The following is a 22650-nucleotide window of genomic DNA, read 5'->3' as shown; positions in this document are numbered from 1 at the left end:
TGTCCAAACCATTATCCGGGGGCTGCGCCATGACCCATATCCTCGCCATTGATCAGGGAACCACCTCTTCGCGGGCGATCATTTTTGACGGCAACATGTCGGTGACGGCCACGGCCCAAGAAGAGTTTCCGCAGCATTTCCCCCGCTCCGGCTGGGTCGAACATGATCCGGGCGATCTATGGTTCACCACCGCGGGCACCTGCCGCGCGGTGATCGAAAAGGCTGGTCTGCGCCCCGATGACATCACCGCCATCGGCATCACCAACCAACGTGAGACGACGCTGGTCTGGGACGCGAAAACCGGTAAGCCGGTGCACAACGCCATCGTTTGGCAAGACCGCCGCACCAGCGATTTCTGCCGCGAACTGCGCGAGCGTGGCGACGACAAGATCATCACCGAACGCACGGGCCTGTTGGCCGATCCGTATTTTTCGGGCACCAAGCTGAAATGGATTTTGGATAACGTCGATGGGGCGCGCGACCGCGCACAGGCGGGCGAGTTGCTTTTCGGCACGGTCGACAGCTACCTGATCTGGAAGCTCACAGGCGGCGCGCGCCATGTGACTGATGCCACCAACGCCGCGCGCACCATGCTTTATGACATTCACAAGGGCCGATGGAGCACGACGATCTGCAAGATGTTCGACATTCCCGTCGAGATGCTGCCCGAGGTCAAAGACTGCGCCGCCGATTTCGGCATGACCCGTCCCGATCTGTTTGGCCGCGAGATTCCGATCCTTGGTGTGGCAGGCGACCAGCAGGCGGCGACCATCGGGCAGGCTTGTTTCCAGCCCGGCATGATGAAATCGACCTATGGCACGGGCTGTTTTGCGCTGCTAAATACGGGCGAAACGGCGGTGACTTCAACCAATCGCCTGCTGACCACCATCGCCTATCAACTCGACGGCAAGCCAACCTATGCGCTCGAAGGGTCGATTTTCGTCGCTGGTGCCGTGGTGCAATGGCTGCGCGACGGGCTCAAGATGATCCGCGAGGCGAGCGAGACTCAAGCACTGGCCGAACAGGCCGACCCGCATCAAAACGTCGTGCTGGTGCCCGCCTTCGTGGGCCTCGGTGCGCCTTACTGGAACGCCGAATGCCGTGGCGCGATCTATGGGCTGACGCGCAACTCCGGCCCCGCGGAACTGGCCCGCGCGGCGCTGGAAAGCGTCGGCTACCAGACCCGCGATTTGCTGGAGGCGATGCAGGCGGATTGGGCCGCGCAGGGGCAGGCGGGCGAGATCGCTACGCTGCGTGTCGACGGTGGGATGAGCGCCAGTGACTGGGCGATGCAGTTCCTGTCCGACGTGATCGGCGCCTCGGTCGACCGTCCTGATGTGCTGGAAACCACGGCGCTTGGTGCGGCATGGTTGGCGGGGCAGCGGGCGGGCATCTATCCGGACATGGAAGGCTTTGCCCGCGAATGGGCGCTTGATCGGCGGTTTGAAACACAAATGGATGCGGCGACGCGGGATGAGAAATACGGCGCATGGAAGCGCGCTGTGAACGCCACGTTGCAATTCTGATGGAGGAGGTCGCAGCCTTTGGTTTCGCCACCGCCGGGCGCATCCGCTTTGGCCGTGGGACCGCTACAGAAGCCGTCGGCGCCGCGCTCAGCTATGGCCGCCGGGTGCTGATTTTACGCGGTGGTTCCGTCGCTTGGGTCGATGAGCTTAGCCGTGACCTGACGGCGGCTGGATGTGACGTGACCGAGGTCCGCAGCAGCGGCGAACCCTCTGTCGATGATGTCCGCTCTGCCGCTCTGGCAGGGCGCGGGGCGCAGGTGGTGCTGGGCGTGGGCGGCGGCGCGGTTATTGACCTTGCCAAAGCCGCAGCGGCGCTGATCCCGTCGGATTGCGACGTGATGGAACATCTCGAAGTCGTGGGTGCGGGCCAGCCGTTGCAAGCCGACCCGCTGCCGATGATCGCGATCCCCACCACCGCAGGCACCGGAGCCGAGGTGACAAAAAACGCCGTCATCGCCGTGCCAGACGCCGCGCGAAAGGTCAGCCTGCGCGACGACCGCATGCTGCCGCGTCTGGCTTTGATCGATCCGGCATTGACCGATGGCGCGCCGCGCGACGTGACCTTGGGCTCCGGCCTCGACGCGCTGGTGCAGGTGATCGAGCCCTATCTTTCGAGCAAGGCCAACCCGCTCAGCGATGCGCTCTGCCGGGCCGCGATTCCGCAGGGGATTGCCGCGCTCAAACGTCTGGCGGCGGGCGAAGACCCTGCCGCGCGGGATGCGATGGCCTATGTCAGCCTGTCGGGCGGTTTGGCGCTGGCGAATGCGGGCCTCGGCGCGGTGCATGGGCTGGCCGGTGTGATCGGCGGGCAGTTTGGCGCGCCGCATGGGTTGATCTGTGGGCGTCTGCTGGGGCCGGTTCTGGCCGCCAATAGTGATGTGCTCGGTGCCTCCCGGCGGTTTTCAGAAGTGCAGACATGGCTGGCAGAGGGTTTTGATTTGCCCGAGACCGGCACATTCACCGCCCTCTCGGCCCTGCTTGACGATTGGGGGCTGGAGCGTCTGAACCGCTGGATCCCCGAAGGGACCGACCTTGTAGAGACTGCGCAGGAAGCGGCGGCGTCTTCCTCCATGCGGGCAAACCCCTGCGCCCTGAGCCAAGATGCGCTGGAAAATTGCATCCGGGCTGCATTGTAAGTCGGGCAGGGGCCAGATGCCCCCGCCCGTTTCTTCTCACGTGGCGCGCGGCGGTGTATTGCCGTCGCCCAGGTCCCAGAACACGCCCGCCATCACCCGCAGCGCATCGCGGCAGACGGGTTTCAGCACATGTTCATCCGGCGCGTGCTGCGAACAGCTGCGATAGGAATGCGGCACCCAGACCGTCGGCAGACCCAGAATATCGCTGAAACTGTCGTTGGGCAGGGAGCCTGCAAGGTTCGGCAGGATATGTGGCGCTTTTCCGGCGCTTTTCGTGAGGGAGGCGGCCACGAACTTCACCCAAGGGTGATCCGCATCCAGCCGCGTGGCGCGGAAGAAGCCGCGGTCATGCGGCTCGATCCGCACATCCTCGAACCCGTGTTTATCAAGGTGACGCCGCAGCGCGGGCAGAATGTCTTCGGGATCGGTGCCGACGACATAGCGCAATTGGCAGGTCGCGGTGGCGTGGGCCGAGATCGCATTGACCGGCGCTTCGGGGACGCCGCTTTTCATCGCGAGAATGGCAAAGCTGTTCCAGCCATAGGCGCGCTCGACCGGGGTCAGGTCTTTTTCGCCCCAATCGTTGTCGATGGCGGGGCCATCGTCGCTTTCGATCGGCAGGTCTTTCAACGCCGCGCGGACCGAGGGGGTCAGGCTGTCGGGCCGCCACTCGGAGATCTGGATTTGCCCGCGTTTGTCGGTGATGGTCGCCAGCGCTTGGGCCAAGATCATCGCCGGATCGGCCAGCAAGCCACCCCAATTGCCCGAGTGATGCGCCCCGTCGCGTTTGTCGATGATCAGATCAAAAGAGACCCCGCCGCGCGAGCCCATGAACATGGTCGGCACATCGGGTTGCAGGCGCGGCCCGTCCGAGGCGATCAGCACATCCGCCGTCAGCTTCTCGCGATGTTCGGTAAAGAACTCTGGCAAGCCCGCGCTGCCGGTCTCTTCGCTCATCTCGATCACGATGCGGCAGTTGAACCCCAGCTTGCCGCGCGTTTTCAGCACGGCCTCAAGAGCGGCGATATTGATCAGGTGCTGACCCTTGTTGTCGGCAGTGCCGCGGCCATAAAGCTTGTCGCCTTCTTCGACGAGTTTGAAAGGATGCAGCCCTTCGCGCCACTGGTCGGTCTGGGCGCGGATCACGTCGCCGTGGCCATAGGTCAGCACGGTCGGCAGGTCATCGCCCTCGCGGCGCTCGCCCACCAGAAAGGGGCCTCCGCGCGGGTCGGGATTGTCGTGAAAGCTACAGGCAAAGCCCATCGCGGTCAGCCGCGGCTCCATCGTCTCGACCAGATAGCGTTTGAGCTCGGGGGCTTGGTCGGGGTTCTGGCTCTCGGTCTCGTACGAGACGAGGTTGGCCAGTTCGGCTTGGAATGTCCCCTCATCGAAATAGGTCGAGATCGCTTCGATCGCGCTGTCGCGGGTCATGCTTCAATGTCCTTTGTCATATCTTCGGAAATGGCGTCGCCCCAAGGCGACATGATCTCGGTGCAGCCGGAATTCTGCCCGTTCGCGCGCATCACGCCTGCGGGACAGGCGAAAGCGTAGGGAAAGATCGTGCGTTTGGTCTCGGCGACCTCATTGTTCTCGCGCAGCCGGTCGAGCACATCGCGCGGCAGACTTTCATCGGCGATGAGCTGGTTGGTGTCCGAGGCGTCGATGCGGGGGGCGTGGAAACTGTCTTCGAGCGACATGTCGAAATCAGTGACGAAGGAGGACAATTGCGCCACCGCGCCGAGAATTTTGCGCCCGCCGGAGGCGCCGAAGGCGAAGCGTTTGTCGGCCTGTTCGCCGATCACCGGGCAGACATTCATCAGGCAGCGTTTGTTCGGGCCGAGCGAGTTTGGGCGGCCCTGAACCGGGTCGAACCACATGATGCCGTTGTTCATCAAAAACCCGGTCGAGGGCGAGACGACGCGGGAGCCGAAGATCGACAAAAGCGTCTGCGTCTGCGCCACCATATTCCCGTGACGGTCGACGACCGAGAAATGCGTCGTGCAGCCCGGGGCCTCGGGGCTTTCGCCGGTGTCGCCCATCGATCCGAGCCGCCGCGCATAAGCGCCCTTCAGCGCCGCAGCCATCGCGGCATAGCTGTCGGGGCCGGGAGCGCTGCCGAGGTCTTCGGTTTCCAGCGAGGCAAAGGTGTCGCGGAAAGTCGGGCCAGCGGTCAGCCCCGGGACGACATGGAACCGCGCGTCGCGGTAGGCGAAGTCAAGCGGGGCGTGGAACTCGGCGCGGTAGGCTTGCAGGTCGTCGCGGCTGAGGCAGCCGCCTTTCTCCTGCACATCCCGCGCCATGGCCGCGCCAAGGTCACCGTCATAGAGCGTGCGCGCCCCATGCCGCGCGATCTGGTCAAGGCTGTCGGCCATGCGCGATTGATCCAGCCGTTTTTCGGCCAGCGCGGTCCAACCGCTGATCGTCGGCCATTGCCCATCATCGAGGAAAACCGCCGCAGCGTCGGCATCTTTGGCCAATTCGCGGGTGCAAGAGGCAATGACGAGCGCGGCATACCAATCCACCGTCAGCCCCCTGCGGGCGTGGTCAATCGCCGGCGACAGCAGTTCGCCCCAAGGCATCTTCCCAAAGCGCGCGTGTGCTTGGCCCAGCCCATCGACCACACCCGGCACGGCAATTGCCGTAGCACCCTGCACGTTGCGGTCGCCTTCGACATGCTCCCACGGGAACAGATCGCCCGCCTTGCCGCGCCCGCTGAGCGGATAGTTCGCCGGGTCAAGCGCGCCGGGGCTGCGCATGCCGTGGTTCAATGCGTGGGCCTGACCTTCGTCAGCGCGCCAGAGCATCATTGCCCCGCCGCCTGCCGGGCCGCTCATCCACGGTTCCAACACGCCGATGACGAATGAGGTGGCGACGGCTGCATCTACCGCGTCCCCTCCCGCCGCGAGAACTTCGGCCCCCGCGATTGCCGCCAGACGGTGCTGTGCGGCAACGACGCCATGTTCGGTTTCGATGACGGTTTTGCGGGTTTGGCTGCTGTGCGACAGGTTCGATGACATGGGATTACTCTTGCTCGTACATGGGGGTTTCCGGATCGTGCAGATGGCAGGCCACATGCCCCTGCGGAATCGGGGTGTGACGTGGGGCCTTTTGCGTGCAGAGGTCCGTCGCACGCGGGCAACGGGGATGGAAGTGGCAGCCCGGCGGCGGCGCGATCGGATTTGGATAGGCCATGCCAAGCTGCGTGTCAGGCACACCCAAACCCGGCTCGGGCGTCAGCACGGATTTCAGCAGCGCCTGCGTGTAAGGGTGGCGCGGCGCGTCAAAAAGGCCCGCCACCGAGTTCTGCTCGACGATCTCGCCCAGATACATCACCGCCACGCGGGTCGCGAGGTGTTCGACCACCGCGAGGTCGTGGCTGATGAAAAGGTAGGTCAGGCCAAACTCTTCGCGCAGCTCGCCCAGAAGGTTGAGGATCTGGCTTTGTACCGACACATCCAGCGCCGAGGTCGGTTCGTCGCAGATCACCACTTCGGGCTTCATGATGAGCGCGCGCGCAATAGCGACGCGCTGGCGCTGGCCGCCTGACATCTGGCTGGGGTAGGTGTTCATCACCCGCTGTGGCAGGCCGACAACGTCGAGAATTTCCTTAACCTTCTGCTTGCGGCTGGCCTCATCACCGATGCCATGCACGCGCAGGGGCAGGGAGATCACGTCATAGATGCTTTTGCGTGGGTTGAGCGAGGAATAGGGGTCTTGAAAGATCGGCTGGATCCGCCGCGCCAGCGCCAGACGGCCCTGCTGCGTGATCTCTTCACCATCGATTTTGACATGACCTGCGGTCGGCTGCTCCAGCCCCAATAGGATCTTGGCGAGTGTTGATTTACCGCAACCGGATTCACCGACCAGTCCCAGCACTTCGCCTTTGCCCAATTGCAGCGACACGTCATTCACCGCCGTCAGCGGTTTGACCTTGCCGAACATGCCCTGTTTCACCCGGTAGGTCTTGCTGACGCCCGAAAGCTCCAGCACCGGGGGGGTGTTTACGCTGTCCTTCATACGGTCAGCTCCTTCTCGGAATGGCGTTTGCCATCGGGGAAAATGCAGCGGAAGGCGTGGCTGCCGTCCTCTCTTTTCGGGATCTCGCCCCGGCATTCGGCAACCGCATGGGGGCAACGGGTGCGGAAGACACAGCCCTCGACCTCGCCCACGAGCGAGGGCACGATGCCCGGGATGGTGCCCAGTTTCGCGCCGCGGTCGGTCTTGCCGGGCAGGGGAATGCAGCGCAGAAGGCCACGGGTGTAGGGATGCGACGGCGCGTTAAAGATGTCGGCTACCGGGCCGGTCTCAACCAATTCGCCCGCATACATCACGGCGACCTTATCGGCCACGCGCGCCACGACGCCGAGATCATGGGTGATCAGGATCACGGCCATGTTCATCTCGCGTCCCAGATCGTGCAGCAACCGCAGGATTTGCGCCTGAATGGTCACGTCAAGCGCGGTTGTCGGCTCGTCCGCGATGATCAGTTCCGGCTCGCACATCAGCGCCATGGCGATCATCACACGCTGGCGCAGACCGCCCGAGAGCTGGTGCGGATACTGCGAAAGACGGCTCTCTGCGGCGGTGATGCCGACTTTCTCCAGCAGTTCAATCGCCCGGTCCCGCGCCTGCTGGCGGCTGACCTTGCGGTGCAGCAACAGCGCCTCGGCCAGTTGATCGCCGATGGTGTAGGCGGGGTTGAGCGAGGTCATCGGCTCTTGAAAGATCATCGCCATCCGCGCGCCGCGCAGCTTGCGCATCTGGCCTTGGCTGGCGGTGGTCAACTCGGTGCCATCAAAGGTCATCCGATCCGCGCGGCGGTTGATGGATTTGCCCAAGAGCCCCATCAGCGCGAGCGAGGTGAGCGATTTGCCCGACCCGCTTTCGCCAACGATACACAGGGTTTCGCCACGGTTAAGGTCAAAGTCGATCCCACGCACCGCATGCAGGGTGCCGCTGCCCGTGGGGATGTCGAGCCGCAGGTTGCGGACGCTCAGAAGTGGTTCTGTCATGGGTCAGCTCCGGTTTTCGGGGGCGGTCACGTCGCGCAGGCCGTCACCCATCAGGTTGATCGCCAGCACCAGCACGAAAAGGACAGCGCCGGGGATCAAGACGAGCCACGGCTCGAACAGCATCATGTTCTTGCCTTCGGAGACCATCAGCCCCCAGCTTGGCGTCGGCGGTTGCACCCCAAGGCCAAGGAAGGACAGGGCCGCCTCGAGCAAGATCGCATGGGCCATTTCCAGCGTCACGACGACGATCAGGTTGTTGGCGATATTGGGCATGATCTCAGACAAAAGGATGCGCGGTGTGGAGGCGCCGATGACCTGAGCCGCCGCCACATATTCGCGCCGCCGCACCTGCATGGTCGAGGCGCGCATCACCACGGCAAAACGGTCCCAAAGCAGCAGGCCCAGAACGCCGATCACGACCTGAAGCGAGCCGCCGAGGATTGCGACGACCGCGAGGGCCACCAGCACCACGGGCATCGCCAGACGCACGTTGATAAGAAAGGTCACGACCGCATCGACCTTGCCACCGAAGTAGCCCGCAGCCACGCCCATGGCCGTGCCAATCACGCCAGAGATCAGCGCCGCCACGGCCCCGATCAACAGCGAAATTCGCGCACCGTAGATCAGGCGCGACAGGTAATCGCGGCCCAGATGATCGGTGCCCAAGGGATGCTCCCAAGTGCCGCCCATGAAAACGGGGGGCTCCATCCGGGTCATCAGGCTTTGGGCATAGGGATCATGCGGGGCTATCCACGGCGCGAGGATCGCAATGATCGTGAGGATGATCAAAACGATCGCCCCGATTAGCAGACCTTGGTGCCCAAAGACGCGTTTGCGCAGCATTTGACCGGGGGTCGGGCCGGTGATTTCGTCCAAAAGGCTGTCATGTGTACCAGCGGTGATCATGTCAGCTGCTCCTCATGCGGGGGTCGAGCCATGCGTTCAGCACGTCTGCGAGGAAGGTGAAAACGATGTAGAACATCGAGAAAATCAGGATCAGCGCCTGCACGGTGGGCAGGTCGTTGCGCGCAATGCTCTCCCACGCCAGATAGCCCGCGCCATGCAGGGCAAATATCGATTCAACCACGATGGAGCCGCCAAGCATGAAGCCCATCTGCACGGCCGCAAGGCTGACGACCGGGATGATCGCGTTGCGCAGCGCATGGCGGAACAGAACGCGGCGTTCATTGGCCCCCTTGGCCCGCGCGGTCCGGATGTAGTCCGAGTTCAGCACGTCCAGCATCCCGGCGCGCGTCAGGCGCATGATGGCGGGCATGGCGTAATAGCCCAGCACGATAGTCGGCAGGATGAAATGCCGCCACGTGTCGGTGCCCGAAGGCGGCAGCCAGCCCAGTTGGATCGCGAAGACTACGATCAGGATTAGGCCGAACCAAAAGCTCGGCATCGCTTGCCCCGCGACCGAGATAAACAGGGCCACACGGTCAATGATCGAATTGGGGCGGATCGCGGCGACCACGCCAAGCGGCACGGCTGTCAGCAGGGCAAATACAATGCCACAGACACCCAGCGTCATGGTCACGCTCAGACGGTCGGCAATCAGCGAGGCGACGGGCAGGCGGAAATAATAGCTCTCGCCGAAATCGCCCTGAAGGGCTGAGAACAACCATTCGCCGTATTGTACCAACATGGGCCGGTCGAACCCGTAGAGACGGCGCAGCGCCTCGATATCTTCGCCACTGGCGGTTTCGCCCGCAAGTGCTGCGGCAGGGTCGCCCGACAGGAACAGCAGGCTAAAGCTGATAAACGACACGGTAAAGGCCACGAGAAGGGCCAGTCCCAAGCGTTTGAGAATGAATTGAAGCACGGGTGCAACTACCTTGAGGCTGCGCCGCAGGCGGATGGCCTGCCGCGTGGGTCTGGGTGGGGTGCGGAAAAAAGCAGGGCAGGGGCACCGATCACGGCGCCCCTGCAGATTGGTTTACTTCCAGCTGGCCGTGGTGAAGCGCAGAACTTCGTCGGCTGTGGGCGTGTAGTCCACCTCATTGGTGGTCACGTAGTTGGTGTTGTAGGAGAACATCGGCGCCCAATAGGCTTCCTCGGTGATGCGCTCAATCGCCTTGGAGTAGTTCTCTTTGCGGACCTCTGGGTCGGTCGAGCTGTCGGCTGTGTTGAGGTATTCCAACGTCTCATCGTCCATCGCATAGTCGAGCGAGCCATGTTTGAAGAACTGGCTGACCATGGCAGAGGCGTCGTTGATCGAATAGCTGCCCCATGTCTGGAACGACACGGCGGTTTCACCCTTCATGTTCTGCTCGCGCAGGGCGGAATACTGCAACATCTTGAAGTTGGTATCGATGCCCACGGCGTTGAGATAGCTGGTGATCGCCTCGGCATATTCACGGTCGCGGTAGGCATAAAAATCGATGGTCAGACCGTCTTCATAGCCCGCTTCGGCCAGCAGTTCTTTGGCCTTCTCGGGGTTGTACTCATATTCGACCGCCGCCTCTTCGTCGCAGCCAAACTGGCTGGGGAAGCAGGGGGTGTAGACGACTTTGGACTTACCTTTGAGCAGCGCGTCGACCAGTTCCTGACGGTTGATCGCGTAGTTCACGGCCTTCCGCACGCGGATATCGGTGAAGGGGCTGTCCTCGGACCGGCCCGCCGCATCCAGCGTCAGATAACCCACACGCATGGTGGATTCATTGGAGACCTGAAACTCATCCCGCTCGGCCAGTTTTTCGGCTTGGTCCGAAGGCACCTGCCAGATCAGATCGAGCGACCCGCTGAACAGTTCGGCCATCTGGGTGTTAACATCCGGAATGGTGCGGATATCTACGTTTTTGATGCTGGGCTTGCCTTTGGGGCTGTCGTGATAGCCTTCATAGGCTTCCAGTTTGAAGTGCTGGCCGGGGACGACTTCGGTCACTTTATAGGGGCCGGTGCCGACGGGTTTCAGGCCCATGCCTTCGGGACCAGCTTCTTCGTAGTAGTCGCTGGGGTACATCGACACGGGGCCGGAGAGGAATTCGATGGCCGCCGGGAATTTCTCTTTCAGCATGATGCGGACGGTGTAATCGTCGATCTTCTCGGCCGATTTCATCCAGTTCACGTTGCGCTGCGTTTTCACGCCATTGGCCTCATCGGCCACGTAGTTGACGGTGAACACCACATCATCGGCAGTGAAGTCCGACCCGTCGTGAAATTTCACGCCTTCGCGCAGTTTGAACTCGATGGTCGTGTCGTCGATCCATTCCCATTCGGTAGCGAGGTTGCCCATGTATTCGTTGCTGACCGGATCGCGGTAGATCAACCCGTCCCAGACCGCGCGCTGCAGCACAACGCCTTCGCGCGATGAGTTGAAGTAGCTGTCGACGTTCTCAAGCTCTTTTGTGAAGGCGACGTTCAGCGTGTCGTCTGCCTTGTCCGCCCAAGCCGCACCCGTGGCGGCGGCAAGGACAAGCCCGGTGATGGTAGATTTCAGGACCGTGGATTTCATGGTCAACTCCCCTGTTGGTTTACGAATTTAGTTCCGTATCGTTTTTGACTTGCGAAGCGTATCATATAATAATACTTGATATCGCTATACGATTAGTAAACGCAATGAGCTTGGCATACGTCAAGCCCCGGTTTGAACAATTGGGCCGGTTTCAGGGGTAGGTGATTGGAAAATAAGCAAAATACGCTCTATGTGGGATCACTTGCCAAGGGGCTGCGACTGCTCCGCGCTTTTGATGAATCGCATACGGAATTGTCACTGGTAGAGCTGGCCGCGCGCAGCGGGCTGGACAAAAGTGCCGTGCAACGCCTTGCGAATACGCTGCATATCGAAGGCATGTTGGAGAAGGATCCGGCCACCCGGCGCTATCGCCCCTCCCATGCATGGCTCGAACTGGCCTATGCTTATTACTGGTCAGATCAACTGGTCGGGCAGGCGATTCCCAAGCTGATCGACCTCAGCCAAGAGATCGGTGAGACGGTGAATCTGGCCGAGCTTTCCAAGGACCATATCATCTACGTCAGCCGCTTGCCCTGCCAACGGACCTACTTCGCGGCGACGGTGATCGGGCGGCGGTTGCCTGCGCTTTCGACATCGGCGGGGCGGGCGATCATCTCGACCTTCTCGCCCGAGGATCGGGAAGAGGCGATTGAGACTTGGCCGCTCAAACCCTTTACCGCGCGCACCACGATGGACCGCGCCACGATCCGCAACAGCATCAATGAGGCCGTCCAACATGGCCATGCGATTTCAAGCGATCAGATGATTCTGTCAGAGATCGGTGTGGCTTGCCCGATCACCGGCCCCGACGGGCGCGCCTTTGCGGCGGTGCAATGTTCGGTCTCGGCTCACACCTGGACGCGCGAGCGGATCAGGGCCGAAATTCTGCCGCGGTTGCAGGACACGGCGAACGCGATTTCACCATCCTCACAGGTGCATCGGCGCTAGAAAAAGGCCGGAGCATTTCTGCCCCGGCCTTTGATTTCTTATTCCCAGTTCAGCTTTTCTTCGCGCTGCCAGAACCGCAGCTTGCGGCAGGATTGAAGGAAATCACCCGCATTCTCGGCAGAGACTTCCACCGTGCCCTCGTCCTTCTCAACACCGGCGGCATTGAGCAGCGGGTCCGCGGCTTTGGTCCACGCGATGAACTTGTTATGCGCAAAGGCGTCCGAGACGAAATCCTGCGAGGGTTTGTTCTTGGCGATCTTGTCGGCCTTTTCTTCGCCAAAGACCAAGGCCACCGCGTCAAAGACCACCGACGGCCCACCGTCGATCTTCTCATCCGCCGCGCGGGTGCTGCCATCTGACAGGGCCACCCCTTGGATATGCGGCGTCACGATCGCGACCATCGCACCTTCATCGGCGAATGTTTTCTCCAAGGCTTCCACGATCGACGCATCGGCGCCCTCCGTCAGGAACAGACCCAGCTTGCGGCCCGCGAAGGTGTTCGGCGGGTTTTTCAAAATGCTGAGCGCATCCGAAGGCGGCAGATCGGTGATTGGTTCCCGCGCGGGTGTGGCCGGTTCCGGCATCTCGGTCACGCCAAGGCCTTCGGCCACTTGTTTGGCCAGATCGTCATGCACGTTCATCAGGTGCGAGAGCATCCGCAGACGAATGCGCTCTTCCTGACATTTCGACAGCTCGAACGTATAGGCCGCCGCGATATGCTGCTGTTCGATCTCGGTCTGGCTGATGTAGAACTGCCGCGCTTGGCTGTAGTGGTCGGCGAACGTCTCAGAGCGCACGCGCTGCTTGGTGCCGCTGACCTCTTCGGGGTAGCTTTTGAACCCAATCTCAGGGTTTTCACGCGGGCCACCATCGTCGCCCCAGCTGTTGGGCTCATAGTTCACGCGGCCCTTGGGGTTGTGCATCGCCATATGGCCGTCTTGCTGAAAATGGTGGAACGGGCATTTCGGCGCGTTGATCGGAATATGGGGGAAGTTCGGCCCGCCGAGGCGTTTGATCTGCGTGTCGAGATACGAGAAGTTCCGCCCCTGCAACAATGGGTCGTTGGTGTGGTCGATCCCGCGCACGATATTCTGCGTACAAAAGGCAACTTGCTCGGTCTCGGCAAAGAAGTTGTCGACATTCGCATCCAGCGTCAGCGTGCCGATGATGCGCACCGGCACCTGTTCTTCGGGGATAAGCTTTGTGGCGTCGAGGATGTCGAACTCAAAGTTATCGGCAAAGTCGTCATCAAAGACCTGAATGCCCAGATCCCACTGCGGGTAATCGCCCGCGTCGATTGCATCCCACATGTCGCGGCGGTGGAAATCAGGGTCCGCGCCGTTGATCTTGAGCGCTTCGTTCCAGACCACTGATTGCACGCCCTGCTTGGGCTTCCAGTGGAACTTGACGTAGTGGGATTTGCCCTCGGCATTGACCAGCCGGAAGGTGTGCACGCCAAAGCCTTCCATGAAGCGGAAGGAGCGTGGGATCGCCCGGTCGGACATCTGCCACAGCGTCATGTGGGTCGCCTCGGGAGAGAGCGACACGAAATCCCAGAAGTTGTCATGCGCCGATTGCGCCTGCGGAAAGCCCCGGTCGGGGGCGGCTTTGACGGAGTGGACGAGATCGGGGAATTTGATCGCGTCTTGGATGAAGAACACAGGGATGTTGTTGCCCACCAAGTCCCAGTTGCCCTCTTTGGTGTAGAACTTCGTCGCAAAGCCGCGCACGTCACGGGCCAGATCGAAAGAGCCTTTGTTGCCCGCGACGGTTGAGAAACGGGTGAAGGTCGGGGTCTTTTCGCCGACGCGCTGGAAAATATCGGCGGCAGAGAGTTCGGGGATCGCTTCTTTGAGTTCGAAGTGCCCATGCACCCCGTAGCCGCGGGCGTGAACGACACGCTCTGGAATGCGCTCGTGATCGAAATGGAACATCTTTTCGCGGAAAACATGGTCTTCCATCAAAACCGGGCCGCGCGGGCCTGCTTTGAGCGAGTTCTGATCATCCGCGATTGGACCGCCCTGCGCAGTCGTCATCGTCATTTCGCGGTCCGTGGTTTGCTGGCGGGGTTCACCGCCTTTGCCAAGTTCTTTGTCTGTCATGATCTTTCTCCACAGCGCCCCCGGAAATAATCGGGAGGATTTCTTGCTAATATGTGGCGGGCACAGATGGCCGCTCCTGAGGGGGCGGTAATCGCCCGACCCTATGAAAGTTCAACAGCCCCGGCGGTGCGGGGTTCCGATGTTTCTGCGACCTGAGCGGGAAAGTTCTCGCCCCTCCAGCAATTGGTTGGTGCCTGACCGGGCGACACGGGTGCTTCCTCTTCCTCTGGCAGGTTTAGAAAGGCGCGCAGCTTCGCGATATGCGCAGGCAGTTCTCGGACCGGGACGCGCTGCGGTTGCGGAACCTGTGCGGGCCAGCACCCCAAAGTGCCGCGCTGCACCTGATCAAGAAAGGTCGCTGCATTCGGCAAACAGTCGTCGGCCAGATATTCCGTTCCGGTCAGCCGAATGCGAAGCGTATCCGCCATTCCGCCCGCCGCCCGTCCGACAAGCCTGCAAGAGGCTTCGACCCAGATGTCATCCGCGTGATGCACCCGAAGGCCCGCCGCCCGCGCGGCGCGGATGATCGCGCGGTCCTCGCCGCAGGGGATCGGGGCGAAGCCGCCGACGGCCTCATAGGCCGCGCGGGTAAAGCCAAGGCTGGCCCCCGGCGCTTCGCCGTGGCTGTTTTGCAGATCGGCGCAGTTGGGGGCATGGCGGGCGTAGCACTCCAGCACCAAGCGGCGATAGGCAGTTTCATGGGCCTCTAGGCCGGGGTCTTGCCCCGCCAAACAGACGGCCTCATCCGGGTTCAGCGTGACCTTGCCACAAAGGGCATCGTAGCGGTGCAGGTGTTGAATGCTGCGGGCGACCCAATCGGGGCTGACGCGGCAATCGGCATCGGTGGTCAGGATCTGGCGCAGATGGGGCATCTGCTCCATGGCCACGGCGCAGCCCTTCCGCCGCGCCGCCCCGACCCCCATGCCGGGCGGAAAGGTGAGGTCGAGCACAGAAAAGTCGATGCCATGTCGCGCCGCCGCAAGCGTGGCAATCTTGGCGGTGTCGTCGTCGGTGTTGTTCACCACAAGGATCACGCGAATACGGTCATTGCACTGCGGGGCAAGAGCGCCCAGGCAGGCGCCGATCCGCTCCGCCTCATTTCGGGCGGGGATGATGATTGCGGTGTCCTTCCAGCGCTCGAAACTCATGCCCGCTCCCCCGGAAACGCGCGGTCGATGCGGTAGTTCTCGGTCTCACTCACGCAGGTGAATTCATGGGTGCTGAGCGCACGTGCAAAGCCCTTGAGCGCCTCTTCTCCCTGAAGCGGGTTCCCGGTGTCACCGCGCCAGGTCACACAGATGATCTCGGCCTGCGGCCAACGGGTCGCGATGTCGGAGGCCAGATGCTCCAGCCCCGGATGATCCAGAAAATAAAGCACCTCTGACAGGATCAGCAGATCAAAGTCACCCTCGGGCAGGGGGCCGGGATAGAAGCCTTGAATGAACCGCCCCTCAGGCACCGCTTGCCGCGCGGCGATGAGGGCGCTGGCCACGGCGTCCATCCCGGTATAGCGCGCACAAAGGTCAATCAGGTGCCGCGCCAATTGCCCATTGCCGCAGCCCAACTCAAAGGCCGAGCGGTAGCCATCTTGCGCAAGCGCCGCCCGTGTCGCCGCGAATTTGGCCTGCTCATAGGCGCTGTGCTCAAACCCCCAAGGATCGCTCGTCTCGGCATAGAGACCTTGAAGGTGATCCAACCCCACGCCCATCACGGCATCCTCCAGAAAATCTCATCTCGCTGCGCGAAAAGGTCGATCATCGCATCGGGCAGGACAAAGCCTTGGGGGTCGTCTTGCACGACCTCCCCAAGCTGGCTGCGATGCGCGCGGATCGCGGCGGTTTTGGCCCCACGGTAGGTGGCGGTGTCGAGGGTGAGGGGGGCGTAGCCAGCGGTGTTTGCTGCGAAGTTCGGATCGTCAAAACGGCTCCAGACCGGGTAGCTGTGGAAATGCAGATCGGGGCGCTGCGCCCGCAACGCCTCGGCCAGTTTTGCGGTTGTCTGATGATCGCAATGTTTGTCTTCGCGGGCGGGAACAAAGACGTGCCGCGCGGCTTGGCCGTCGATCAGCGCTGTCAGCGCGGGCAGGATGTCGGCGGCGAAAACCTCATGCAAACGGCTGTCAGGGTGGCCGAGCCACGTCAGGTCCGCCGCCCCGCCGCCGAGAATTTCAAGCGCCTCAATCAACTCGCCGCGGCGCGTTTCGGCCAATCGTACCGGGGGCCAGTCGCGAGAGGCGGGGTGGCTGGCGCTGCCATCGGTCACGCAGACAACATGCGCCCCGGCGCCTGCAAAGGCACGGGCCAAAAGGCCGCCGCAGCCAAGTGTTTCATCGTCCGGATGCGGTGCCAAGACCACGATCTTTTCACGGCCCGACAGGGCATCGGCCAGAGGCGCGTTGCGGCTCATCCAAAGACACCCCAAGTCGCTTTTTCGCTGGAAAGTGCCTGGCCCGCGGCACGTTGCAGAAAGGCGTCCCGTGCCGCTTGGCGCAGGTAGACCGACAGGTCTCGCGCCATGCGGCCAGTCTCGGAAGAGGCCGTGAAATGCCGCAGGCCGAGGCTTTGCTCAACCGCTTTGATCGTGTCGAGGGCGACTTCCTCGGTGTAGAGCCGCGCCGCGATGGAGGTGCCGACGATGGTCTCTCCCTCGTGGTCGCCCACGTTGGCCTGACCTGCGCGTTCGACCAGTGCCATCCCGGCCCAGACCCGCATCAAGACCTGCATCAGCCGCGCCAATTGGGCTTCGGCTTCAAGCCGGTCCATATCGCGCAGGGTGCTGGCCGCCGCATCGATCAACCCCGCGGCCGCGCCAGCCTGAAGCGCCGCGATCCGCCAGACCCCGCCGATGAAATGCGGCTCTTTCAGGTAGTCACCCGGGGCACCGATAAGGGCGTCCTCGCCCAAGGGCAGCCCGGAGAAATTATACGTCCCCGAGGCCGTGGCCCGCATCCCCAGCATGTCCCATTGCGTGGCATCGCCCCGTTTCGGGGCGGTCACATCGATCAGCGCAAGCTGCACCTGCGCGCCGGAATTGAGCGTGATAAGCGCGTGCGTGACGGTACCGAGACCAGAGGCGAAGATCTTCTCACCTTGCAACACCCCGTACTCGGCCGTTGTAGGCGTGCCGCCATTGGCCCCCCAAACCCCCAACAGTCCCCCGTCTTTGATCACCTGTTTTGCGTGTTCTGCCTGTGCCGGACTGCCGTAGAGCCGGATCAGGCGCAGCGCGTTAACGTGGCCTTCCCACAAACGCCCCACGCTAAGATTGGCCGCGCCGATTTGCATCAGCGCATGGGCGGTGCGCAGGGGGGAGGCAGCACCGTCTTCGAGCATCAGACCCGCGTCGCGCAGAATGTCGATGGAGGCGCTGATCGGTGCCGTGCCCGCCTCCTCGTCCGGCGCCGCTTTGCGCAATGCGCTTCGGGCCGCTTGAGAAAGGACATCCGGTTGAGAACTGGGCGGAAAAGGATCGAAACGCGGCGCACTGTTCATGGCAGTTTCCGACAGCCGCTCACGGGTATCATCATCAGATCAAGCATCACGATTCAGCCCCCATTCATGAAACGGGCAGCCTGCGCGGTCGGTAGCACTGCCTTTGACAGTGCAACCGATCAACTTATGCCTTGGTTCCCCCTTACGTTGCAGCCGCGAGGGGGGAGCCGATTTCAGCCCTCAGGAATCTCGCCCATCACCTTGGGCACATGGTATCCCTTTTGCACTGCCTCGCGCGCGCGCAGCCGCTGGTACCACGCCCGGACATTGGGGTAATCGGCAAGGTCGATCTGCTGCCATTCATAGCGCGACACCCAAGGCCAGCAGGCCATATCGGCGATGGAGTATTCGCCGCAGATGTGATCACGCCCCTCAAGCTGTTTGTCGAGCACGCTGTAGAGGCGTTTGACCTCGGCGCCGAAGCGTTCTTCGGCATAGGCGGCCTTGCCGGGATTGAAATGCAAGAAATGATGCGCCTGCCCCGCCATGGGGCCAAAGCCGCCCATTTGCCACATCAACCATTGCATCACCTCGGCCCGCGCGGCCTGACCTTCGGGCAGAAAGCGGCCATATTTCTCAGCGAGGTAGACCATGATCGCGCCGGATTCCATCAAGCTCACCCCGGTGTCATGGTCCACGATGGCGGGGATTTTGTTGTTGGGGCTGATTTTGAGGAAGGCGGGACTGTGCTGCTCATCCTTGCCGATGTTGATGGAATGGACGTTATAGTCGATCCCCAATTCTTCCAGCAGGATCGAGACCTTGCGGCCGTTCGGGGTGGTCCATGTGTAAAGGTCAATCATCGCTTTGGTTCCATATGCAGATGCGCGGTTTAATTTCTTGCAATGTTAAGCAGGCAGTTTGCGGCGGGTCAACGTAAGGAACCGCGGGGGTGGCAGGAGGTTTGCTTGACAAGGCACCAATTTGCGGAGCGAAGATGCAGAAAAGTGATCCCCTATCGCAGCCCGACATCGCTGATCGCGCGCAATCCGTTTTGGAAAAGCTTTGCGCGCGGGACCTCCATATCGTCACCGCCGAAAGCTGTACCGGCGGGCTGGTTGCCGCCCTTCTGACGGATATCGAAGGTTGCTCTCATGCGTTTGAGCGTGGTTTCGTCAGCTATACGGATCAGTCTAAACACGAGCTTTTGGGGGTTGACCGGGCGCTTTTGAACGCATGCGGCGCGGTCTCCCGCCCTGTGGCGATTAAGATGGCCGAAGGGGCAATGGCGCGCTCAGGTGCGCAGATTGCCGTCTCGACCACCGGATTTGCCGGACCGGGACGCCCCGAGGACGAAGAGGGACTTGTGCATTTTGCGCTTGCACGCGAGGGATGTAACACGGTTCATCGGGCCGAGTCCTTTGGGGCCATTGGCCGCGATGCGATCCGGCAGCGATGCCTTGAAACGATATTGGATATGTTGGAAGAGAGCCTGACGTGAGCAAGAGCCAAGCCGCCGCCTTTACCGCCTACCACCGTCACGGCTTTGTCCGGGTGGCGACCTGTACACCCCATGTGCGGCCTGCTGATGTGGCCTTCAACCGCGATAGCCTGCTGGACGAAATGCGCCGCGCCGATGCGGCACGTGTCGATCTGCTGGTCTGTCCCGAACTGTCGCTCTCGTCCTATGCCATTGACGATCTGCACATGCAGGATGCGCTGTTGAATGCGGTGGAAGAGGCGCTTGGCGTGCTTGTCGAAGCCAGTGCCGAGATGACCCCCGTGATCCTGCTTGGCGCGCCGCTGCGTCGGGAGGGGCGGCTTTATAACTGCGCTGTCGTGATCTCACGCGGGCAGGTGCTGGGCGTCGTGCCAAAGTCTTACCTGCCCAATTACCGCGAGTTCTATGAGAAACGCTGGTTCGCCCATGGCCGTGACACTGGCGGAGAGATCACCGTCGCGGGCTGCCGCGTGCCCTTTGGCGATGATCTGATTTTCGAGGCGACGGATCTGCCCGGTATGATCTTCCACGCCGAGATCTGCGAAGACCTTTGGACGCCCGCGCCGCCCTCGTCGGAGGCCGCACTTGGGGGGGCGCTGATCCTCGCCAACCTTTCGGCCTCCAACATCGTGATCGGGAAATCCTCTGACCGCCATCTGCTGTGCCGGTCGCAATCCATGCGCGCCTTTGCGGCCTATGTCTATTCCGCCGCCGGGCCGGGAGAGAGCACGACCGATCTGGCTTGGGACGGGCAGGGGATGATCCATGAGTTGGGCGACCTTTTGGCGGAATCCACCCGCTTCTCGCTTGAGCCGGAACTGACCATCGCTGATGTGGATTGCGGGCGCATCCAGTCCGAGCGGATGCGGACGGGCAGTTTCCACGACGCCGCGCGGCACCGCGCGCCAGAGTTTCGCCGCGTCACCTTCGCCCATCAGCCGCATCATGAAAACGCCGGGCTGATCCGCCCGCTGCGCCGTTTTCCCTATGTGCCGAACCGCGAGAGCCACCTCGACCAAGACTGCTACGAGGCGTTCAACATTCAGGTCGAAGGGCTGCGCCGCCGGTTCGAGGCGACCAAGGGCAAGACCATGGTGATCGGCATTTCCGGCGGGCTGGATTCGACCCATGCGCTGATCGTGGCGGCCAAAGCCTGTGACCGTATGGGCATCCCGCGCGACCGTATTCTTGGGTTCACCATGCCCGGCTTTGCCACCTCCGAAGGGACCAAGTCCAACGCTTGGAAGCTGATGAAGGCGATGGGCATCACCGCCGATGAGATCGACATCCGCCCCGCCGCGCGGCAGATGCTGGAGGATATGGATCACCCCTTTTCAGACGGGGAGCCGGTCTATGACATCACCTTTGAAAACGTGCAGGCCGGGCTGCGCACCGATTACCTTTTCCGGCTGGCCAACCAGCGGCAGGGCTTCGTCATCGGCACTGGCGATCTGAGTGAGCTGGCGCTTGGCTGGTGCACCTACGGCGTCGGCGACCAGATGAGCCATTACGCGGTGAACACCGGCGTGCCGAAGACGCTGATCCAATATCTGATCCGTTGGGCCACCCGCTCGGGCCAGTTCGACGCAGAGACGGACGGGGTGCTGCAAGCCATTCTGGACACCGAAATCTCGCCCGAATTGGTGCCCGCAGGCGAAGATGAAGAGATCCAAAGCACCGAGGCGATGATCGGCCCCTATGAGCTGAACGACTTCTTTCTCTTTCACACCATGCGCTACGGGCTCGCCCCATCAAAGGTAGCCTTTCTGGCGTGGCACGCATGGCACGACATCGAAGAAGGGCGCTGGCCTGAAGGCTTTCCGCAGGCCAAGCGCAACGCCTATGACTTGGAGACCATCCGCCATTGGCTCGAAAAATTTCTGCACCGTTTCTTTGCCACCAGCCAGTTCAAACGCTCGGCCTTGCCGAATGGGCCCAAGGTCAGCGCCGGGGGCGCGTTGTCGCCGCGCGGTGACTGGCGCGCGCCTTCGGATAGTGTGGCAACCCCGTGGTTGGAAGAGTTGCGCAGCAACGTGCCGGAAAGCTGGCCGAAAGGCTAAGCCGCGCTATTCCTCGCGGCTCAACTCGCCTTCGACAAAATTCGGGGTCAGCGGCGGTGCCGCGTGCCGCTCTTGGGTTTCGGGATCGCTGCGCAGGGTCATGCGCAGCAGCCCCCATGCCACGATGATAAGTTGAAAGCCGCCAAGCGCCAGCGGCAGGCCGCGCGGCCCCAGCGTATCCAGCAGCACACCCGCCAGCAGCGGGCCGATTGCCGCGCCAATCCCCTGCATCAGCACCAAACCGCCCGAAACCGCCACCACCGCCGAGCCGGGGGCGCGGTCGTTGACATGGGCGATCACGATGGACTGCGCAGGCAGGACCAGCCCGCCTATGGCGAACCCCAGAACCAGCAGCATCGTCCCCGTCGGCGCCGGGATCGGCAGGGTCAGCAACATCAAGGCGCTGCCTGCGGCGGCTAGCCCCACGCCAAGACCGCGGCGGCTCATCCGGTCGGACATCCAGCCCAGCGGGAACTGAAGCACCAAGCCGCCGATCGTAAAGGCCGCGATCAGCAGGGCGATGCGGGACTGCGTGTATCCCATTTCCTGAGCAAAGAGCGGTGCCAGCCCGTAGAATGTCCCGATGGAGGCCCCGACCAGTCCGGCGGCCACCGCGCCATAGGGCGAAAGGCCCCAAAGGCGGCGGAGCGAAGGCGGCTCTTGCGCGCCCTCAGAGCGCGGCCCTTCCACGCGGCTTAGCGAAATTGGCACCAGCGACAGTGACATGACGATCGAGACGAGCACGAAGAGGATGAACTCAGCCGGATCCCCAAGGTTAAGCAGGAACTGCCCCGCCGCCCCCGACGCCATGCCGACCATGCCATAAACCGCCAGCAACTTGCCCCGCTGCGCGGAACTGACCGACGCATTGAGCCAGCTTTCCGTGACGATGATTAACCCGGCAAAGGCGAAACCCGTCAGGCAGCGCACCGCGATCCAGACCCAAGGATCGACAAAGGCCAAATGCATCAGCGCCGCCGCAGAGGCAACAGAGGCGAGCGCGGCAAAGGTGCGGATGTGCCCCACGCCGCTGATCAGCCGCGGCGCGACGAAAGACCCAATGCTCAGCCCCGCGAAAAAGCCCGACATGATCAGGCCGGTGGTCGCCCCGCCAAACCCCTCAAGCCCCGCGCGCACGGCCAAAAGCGTGCCTTGCAGCCCGTTGCTCATCTGCAAAAGCGAGAAGCCCAGTAGCAGTGTCGCCAGTGGTAGAACCGTCGCGCGCATGATGTCCCCTTTGGTCTTTTGTCTGGCCTTGGCCCCGGTGATTGCCTGGCCTTTGGGCCGGAATATGTGCGGCGGCAATCGAATTTCTAGTAATCAAGCCCCCCGCCCTTTCACCGGGCTGGGTTCCGCGCCATAGTGGTAGCAGCCAGCGGCCCCGTCAGGGAATGCCCGGCCATTGATCAAGCAGATTTGACGTGCCTTTTTCGGGGGGATGCTCAATTATGCGCCTTGTGAAACAATTTGAAAGCGC

19 protein-coding genes are annotated in these 22650 nt (G+C 62.3%); 5 read left to right on the top strand and 14 right to left on the bottom strand.

The window, feature by feature from the left end; genetic code table 11:
* The first annotated feature begins 29 nt into the window (after positions 1–29).
* Entirely contained in the window at positions 30–1526 is a 1497-nt protein-coding gene (glpK, locus tag A3722_RS21520) for a glycerol kinase GlpK (protein WP_067628799.1), read from the top strand.
* Complete coding sequence (locus A3722_RS21515; RefSeq protein ID WP_082849579.1) at positions 1490–2662, top strand: iron-containing alcohol dehydrogenase; 1173 nt, start codon at positions 1490–1492, stop codon at positions 2660–2662. Before glpK ends, A3722_RS21515 begins: the two co-directional genes overlap by 37 nt.
* Before the next feature lie 36 nt (positions 2663–2698).
* On the opposite strand, the gene A3722_RS21510 is transcribed toward A3722_RS21515, so the two are convergent.
* The 7 genes from A3722_RS21510 to A3722_RS21480 all read right to left on the bottom strand — a co-directional run bounded on the left by A3722_RS21510 (position 2699) and on the right by A3722_RS21480 (position 11131).
* Complete coding sequence (locus A3722_RS21510) at positions 2699–4093, bottom strand: M20 family metallopeptidase (protein WP_067628801.1); 1395 nt, start codon at positions 4091–4093, stop codon at positions 2699–2701.
* Complete coding sequence (locus A3722_RS21505) at positions 4090–5679, bottom strand: gamma-glutamyltransferase (protein WP_067628802.1); 1590 nt, start codon at positions 5677–5679, stop codon at positions 4090–4092. The genes A3722_RS21510 and A3722_RS21505 overlap by 4 nt, the downstream gene beginning before the upstream one ends.
* A 4-nt stretch (positions 5680–5683) precedes the next feature.
* Positions 5684–6679: an ABC transporter ATP-binding protein gene (locus A3722_RS21500; protein WP_067628805.1), complete on the bottom strand. Its 996-nt coding sequence runs from the start codon at positions 6677–6679 to the stop codon at positions 5684–5686.
* Positions 6676–7674 carry an ABC transporter ATP-binding protein gene (locus A3722_RS21495; protein WP_067628807.1) on the bottom strand — a complete coding sequence of 333 codons (999 nt, stop codon included), beginning with the start codon at positions 7672–7674 and terminating at the stop codon, positions 6676–6678. The genes A3722_RS21500 and A3722_RS21495 overlap by 4 nt, the downstream gene beginning before the upstream one ends.
* Positions 7675–7677: 3 nt before the next feature.
* Positions 7678–8580 carry an ABC transporter permease gene (locus tag A3722_RS21490; RefSeq protein WP_150120255.1) on the bottom strand — a complete coding sequence of 301 codons (903 nt, stop codon included), beginning with the start codon at positions 8578–8580 and terminating at the stop codon, positions 7678–7680.
* 1 nt (position 8581) lies between these two features.
* Entirely contained in the window at positions 8582–9499 is a 918-nt protein-coding gene (locus A3722_RS21485; protein WP_067628809.1) for an ABC transporter permease, read from the bottom strand.
* A 114-nt stretch (positions 9500–9613) separates the two neighbouring features.
* Entirely contained in the window at positions 9614–11131 is a 1518-nt protein-coding gene (locus A3722_RS21480; RefSeq protein WP_067628811.1) for an ABC transporter substrate-binding protein, read from the bottom strand.
* A 165-nt stretch (positions 11132–11296) separates the two neighbouring features.
* On the opposite strand from A3722_RS21480, the gene A3722_RS21475 reads away from it, so the two are divergent.
* The gene (locus A3722_RS21475; protein WP_067628813.1) at positions 11297–12079 is read left to right on the top strand and encodes an IclR family transcriptional regulator; all 783 of its coding nucleotides are present in this window, start codon (positions 11297–11299) and stop codon (positions 12077–12079) included.
* A 38-nt stretch (positions 12080–12117) separates the two neighbouring features.
* Here A3722_RS21475 and A3722_RS21470 read toward each other — a convergent pair whose 3' ends face one another.
* The 6 genes from A3722_RS21470 to A3722_RS21445 all read right to left on the bottom strand — a co-directional run bounded on the left by A3722_RS21470 (position 12118) and on the right by A3722_RS21445 (position 18475).
* On the bottom strand, positions 12118–14181 hold the full coding sequence (locus tag A3722_RS21470) for a catalase (protein WP_067628814.1): 2064 nt from the start codon (positions 14179–14181) through the stop codon (positions 12118–12120).
* A 101-nt stretch (positions 14182–14282) separates the two neighbouring features.
* On the bottom strand, positions 14283–15329 hold the full coding sequence (locus A3722_RS21465; RefSeq protein ID WP_067628817.1) for a glycosyltransferase: 1047 nt from the start codon (positions 15327–15329) through the stop codon (positions 14283–14285).
* Complete coding sequence (locus A3722_RS21460) at positions 15326–15889, bottom strand: class I SAM-dependent methyltransferase (RefSeq protein ID WP_067628818.1); 564 nt, start codon at positions 15887–15889, stop codon at positions 15326–15328. The genes A3722_RS21465 and A3722_RS21460 overlap by 4 nt, the downstream gene beginning before the upstream one ends.
* Positions 15889–16587 carry a PIG-L deacetylase family protein gene (locus tag A3722_RS21455; RefSeq protein ID WP_067628819.1) on the bottom strand — a complete coding sequence of 233 codons (699 nt, stop codon included), beginning with the start codon at positions 16585–16587 and terminating at the stop codon, positions 15889–15891. The genes A3722_RS21460 and A3722_RS21455 overlap by 1 nt, the downstream gene beginning before the upstream one ends.
* On the bottom strand, positions 16584–17672 hold the full coding sequence (locus A3722_RS21450) for an acyl-CoA dehydrogenase (RefSeq protein WP_082849578.1): 1089 nt from the start codon (positions 17670–17672) through the stop codon (positions 16584–16586). The genes A3722_RS21455 and A3722_RS21450 overlap by 4 nt, the downstream gene beginning before the upstream one ends.
* 173 nt (positions 17673–17845) lie before the next feature.
* Positions 17846–18475 carry a glutathione S-transferase family protein gene (locus A3722_RS21445; RefSeq protein ID WP_067628821.1) on the bottom strand — a complete coding sequence of 210 codons (630 nt, stop codon included), beginning with the start codon at positions 18473–18475 and terminating at the stop codon, positions 17846–17848.
* Positions 18476–18609: 134 nt separating this feature from the next.
* Between A3722_RS21445 and A3722_RS21440 the strand changes: the two genes are divergently transcribed.
* Together A3722_RS21440 and A3722_RS21435 are read left to right on the top strand one after the other, a co-directional pair.
* On the top strand, positions 18610–19113 hold the full coding sequence (locus A3722_RS21440; RefSeq protein ID WP_067628822.1) for a CinA family protein: 504 nt from the start codon (positions 18610–18612) through the stop codon (positions 19111–19113).
* On the top strand, positions 19110–21173 hold the full coding sequence (locus A3722_RS21435) for an NAD(+) synthase (protein ID WP_067628824.1): 2064 nt from the start codon (positions 19110–19112) through the stop codon (positions 21171–21173). Before A3722_RS21440 ends, A3722_RS21435 begins: the two co-directional genes overlap by 4 nt.
* 6 nt (positions 21174–21179) lie before the next feature.
* On the opposite strand, the gene A3722_RS21430 is transcribed toward A3722_RS21435, so the two are convergent.
* Positions 21180–22400 carry an MFS transporter gene (locus tag A3722_RS21430; RefSeq protein ID WP_067916452.1) on the bottom strand — a complete coding sequence of 407 codons (1221 nt, stop codon included), beginning with the start codon at positions 22398–22400 and terminating at the stop codon, positions 21180–21182.
* Positions 22401–22650 lie beyond the last annotated feature (250 nt).

It is taken from the genome of Sulfitobacter sp. HI0027, from assembly GCF_001634775.1.
Taxonomy (GTDB): domain Bacteria; phylum Pseudomonadota; class Alphaproteobacteria; order Rhodobacterales; family Rhodobacteraceae; genus Sulfitobacter.
This window is presented reverse-complemented; position numbering and strand designations above follow the sequence as displayed.

What these genes read in the sequence shown, in the direction of transcription:
- A3722_RS21470 (WP_067628814.1), bottom strand. Translation starts at nt 14,181, where the DNA reads ATGACAGACAAAGAACTTGGCAAAGGCGGTGAACCCCGCCAGCAAACC.
- glpK (WP_067628799.1), top strand. Translation starts at nt 30, where the DNA reads ATGACCCATATCCTCGCCATTGATCAGGGAACCACCTCTTCGCGGGCG.
- A3722_RS21480 (WP_067628811.1), bottom strand. Translation starts at nt 11,131, where the DNA reads ATGAAATCCACGGTCCTGAAATCTACCATCACCGGGCTTGTCCTTGCC.
- A3722_RS21490 (WP_150120255.1), bottom strand. Translation starts at nt 8,580, where the DNA reads ATGATCACCGCTGGTACACATGACAGCCTTTTGGACGAAATCACCGGC.
- A3722_RS21455 (WP_067628819.1), bottom strand. Translation starts at nt 16,587, where the DNA reads ATGAGCCGCAACGCGCCTCTGGCCGATGCCCTGTCGGGCCGTGAAAAG.
- A3722_RS21460 (WP_067628818.1), bottom strand. Translation starts at nt 15,889, where the DNA reads ATGGGCGTGGGGTTGGATCACCTTCAAGGTCTCTATGCCGAGACGAGC.
- A3722_RS21450 (WP_082849578.1), bottom strand. Translation starts at nt 17,672, where the DNA reads ATGAACAGTGCGCCGCGTTTCGATCCTTTTCCGCCCAGTTCTCAACCG.
- A3722_RS21515 (WP_082849579.1), top strand. Translation starts at nt 1,490, where the DNA reads ATGGAAGCGCGCTGTGAACGCCACGTTGCAATTCTGATGGAGGAGGTC.
- A3722_RS21495 (WP_067628807.1), bottom strand. Translation starts at nt 7,674, where the DNA reads ATGACAGAACCACTTCTGAGCGTCCGCAACCTGCGGCTCGACATCCCC.
- A3722_RS21510 (WP_067628801.1), bottom strand. Translation starts at nt 4,093, where the DNA reads ATGACCCGCGACAGCGCGATCGAAGCGATCTCGACCTATTTCGATGAG.
- A3722_RS21440 (WP_067628822.1), top strand. Translation starts at nt 18,610, where the DNA reads ATGCAGAAAAGTGATCCCCTATCGCAGCCCGACATCGCTGATCGCGCG.
- A3722_RS21500 (WP_067628805.1), bottom strand. Translation starts at nt 6,679, where the DNA reads ATGAAGGACAGCGTAAACACCCCCCCGGTGCTGGAGCTTTCGGGCGTC.
- A3722_RS21505 (WP_067628802.1), bottom strand. Translation starts at nt 5,679, where the DNA reads ATGTCATCGAACCTGTCGCACAGCAGCCAAACCCGCAAAACCGTCATC.
- A3722_RS21430 (WP_067916452.1), bottom strand. Translation starts at nt 22,400, where the DNA reads ATGCGCGCGACGGTTCTACCACTGGCGACACTGCTACTGGGCTTCTCG.
- A3722_RS21445 (WP_067628821.1), bottom strand. Translation starts at nt 18,475, where the DNA reads ATGATTGACCTTTACACATGGACCACCCCGAACGGCCGCAAGGTCTCG.
- A3722_RS21465 (WP_067628817.1), bottom strand. Translation starts at nt 15,329, where the DNA reads ATGAGTTTCGAGCGCTGGAAGGACACCGCAATCATCATCCCCGCCCGA.